The organism is Collinsella aerofaciens (assembly GCF_015670795.1).
GTDB lineage: Bacteria > Actinomycetota > Coriobacteriia > Coriobacteriales > Coriobacteriaceae > Collinsella > Collinsella aerofaciens_Q.
This window is the reverse complement of the sequence record NZ_JADPCJ010000068.1, coordinates 1-1,255: the sequence shown is the minus strand read 5'-3', so window position 1 is coordinate 1,255 and position 1,255 is coordinate 1. Positions and strand designations below refer to the sequence as shown.

Here is a 1,255-nt window from a genome sequence, read left to right as displayed (position 1 = left end):
TGGAGTGGGAAGGATAAACTGGACTTTCTTTTAAGGATCCTCAAGCGTATTGCCGCTCGTATTCCACTGGAGACATGTAGCCCAGGGTGGAATGCATGCGCACCCTATTGTAATAGAGCTCTATGTACTTGAAGATGTCCTGCTTGGCCTCGTCCCTCGTCCCATAGCTCCTCTCTTTCACCAATTCCCTTTTCAGCGTCTTGAAGAACGACTCGGCCACCGCGTTGTCCAGCGGCGTGCCGGGCCTTGATACCGACTGGACTATGCCATGCGAGTCCAGACACCGCTGGAAGGAACGGGAGGTGTACTGCGCGCCCTGATCGTCATGGAAGACGAGGCTGCCGTCATCTGGCGGACCCTCCCTGCCGACCGCCTGCTCCATCGCGTCGATCGCGACCTTCTCGGTGATGCGCTCGGACATTGACCAGCCCACGACCTTGCGGGAGAAGGCGTCTATCACGGCTGCGAGATAGAGCCACCCTTCTCTTGTGGGTATGTAGGTGATGTCGCCCACCCAAAGCCTGTTGCGCTCGCCCACGGTGAAAGCGCGCTCTACCAGGTTCAACCGAGGGTCTCCCGGCTCGACCTTCTTCTGGATGCGGTGTTTTCGGGTCGCGCCCTTTCCGGCAAGTCCGAGCTTCTGCATGATGCGGAGCACGCGCTTCTCGCTCACGACGATGCCGCTTTTTCGCAGTTCGCGGTTGATGCGCCGGTAGCCGTAACGGCCCTTGTGCCGCTCGAAGGCCTCGACGACGAAACCTTCGATCGCCTCCCGCTCTATCTGGGCGTCGGACTTCTTCCGGCCGAGATACTCGTAGAAACCGGATTTCGAGACTTTCATCAGCCCGCATGCCTTCTTGATGGGGCCGATCTCGCCCCTATGCTCTTTGAGGAACTCGAACCTCACGCATGGTCTTGACTCAAGAAGGCCCGGAAATTTTTTAGTATCTCGTTCTCGCGCTCGAGCTCCTCGACCTTCTTCTTGAGCTTCACGATCTCGTAGTCCTTGTTGATCTTCGGGGAGCCGTTTCCGGGGAACGCGCCGTCTCCCATCTCCTCGTATTCGCGGGCCCATCTTCTCAGCGTCGAATCCTTTATGCCGAGTTCCTCCGATAGGCCTTTGACCGTCATTTCCCCGGACAGGACCACCTTTGCCGCCGAGACCTTGAACTGCCTGTCGTATCGCTTTCTTCTTTGGGTCATCTTGAACACCTTTCGCTCTTAACTAGGTGTCCAATTCATCATACCCACTCCA

1 protein-coding gene and 1 pseudogene are annotated in these 1,255 nt (G+C 57.3%); both read right to left on the bottom strand.

Annotated features, from left to right (window positions below; translation table 11 throughout):
* Positions 1–40: 40 nt before the first annotated feature.
* Positions 41–1,075, bottom strand: a complete 1,035-nt coding sequence (locus I4W09_RS10285; protein ID WP_152068358.1) for an IS3 family transposase — start codon at positions 1,073–1,075, stop codon at positions 41–43.
* Positions 964–1,203, bottom strand: a pseudogene (locus I4W09_RS10485) (transposase); the annotation flags it as partial. The pseudogene I4W09_RS10485 and the gene I4W09_RS10285, both read right to left, overlap by 112 nt.
* Between the last annotated feature and the right edge of the window lie 52 nt (positions 1,204–1,255).

Coding starts and splice junctions, on each gene's coding strand:
- I4W09_RS10285 (WP_152068358.1), bottom strand. CDS start 1,075: ATGGGCCCGCGAATACGAGGAGATGGGAGACGGCGCGTTCCCCGGAAA.